Raw genomic sequence first — 1,124 nt, forward strand, 5'->3', positions numbered from 1 at the left:
AGTGGCCAGGCAATGTTGGGCAATGCCAAGACCGCGCAGAGCAAGGCCATCGGTACGGTGCAGATTTCCGATACCGAGAAGTTCTCCGGTTGGCACCGCCAGCAGCACGAGGATGACAGCGCCCAGGTGTCGCAGGTGGCCAGCAACATTGGCAGCCTGGGCGGCAGCGTCAACCTCAGTGCCGGTGGCAGCTACAGCCAGATCGCCAGCAACGTGGTGGCCGCGCAGGACATCAACATCACGGCCACCAGCATCGAGCTGCTCACTGCCGATGAAACCGGGCATGCCTCCTCGCGCGATGACGACCTGAAGATCGGCGCGTTTGCCCGGGTCAAATCGCCCCTCATCGACCTGGTCAACAACGTCGATGCGGCGCGGCAGTCCGATGGCCGGCTGCAGCAGATGCAGGGCATGGCCGCAGCGGCCAATGCCTACCAGGCCGCCAGTGCCATCGCAGCCGTTTCCGGCGCAGGTGGCAGCGGCACCCTGGCGGCTGCCGAGGCCGGCATTGGTTTCAAATCGGCCAGCAGCAGCGCCGACAGCCACAGCGTGGTTTCCCAGGGCTCCACCCTGCAGGCCGGTGGCAACCTCAACCTGACCAGCACCGGTGGCGATATCCACGTGGTGCAGGGCAACCTGAGTGCCGGCAACAGCCTCAGCCTGGATTCGGCAGGCGACATCCTGCTGGAAGCGGGCAAGTCGCAGTTGGCTGACCGCAGCCAGAGCAGCAATGCCGATGCGGAGGTCGGCATGGGCGTCGCGGTCGGCGCACAGACCGGCGCGTACGCCTATGCCGAGGCCAGCGTGGGAAGTTCGCGTTCCAACGCGACCAGCAACACCTGGCACAACACCACGCTCAGCGGCCAGCAGATTTCGCTGCAGGCCGCCGGTGACACCACCCTGCGTGGTGCCACGGCCACGGCGGACCGCATCGACGTCACCACCGGCGGCACGCTCACCATCGAGTCACTGCAGGATGTGGCGCAGAGCGAATCCAAAAACAGCCAGGTGGGTGGCCGGGTCCAGGTCTCCTTCGGCACGGCCTGGGATGCCAGTGGCTATGCCAGTGGTGGCCATGCCGACGGCAACTACCAGGCCGTGGGCGAGCAGAGCGGCATCCAGGC

1 protein-coding gene is annotated in these 1,124 nt (G+C 66.4%); it reads left to right on the forward strand.

The window, feature by feature from the left end:
• A partial coding sequence (locus ABB30_RS15405) for a hemagglutinin repeat-containing protein (protein WP_211263509.1) occupies positions 1-1,124 on the forward strand: 1,124 nt, incomplete at both ends.

Source organism: Stenotrophomonas ginsengisoli (genome assembly GCF_001431485.1).
Lineage (GTDB): Bacteria > Pseudomonadota > Gammaproteobacteria > Xanthomonadales > Xanthomonadaceae > Stenotrophomonas > Stenotrophomonas ginsengisoli.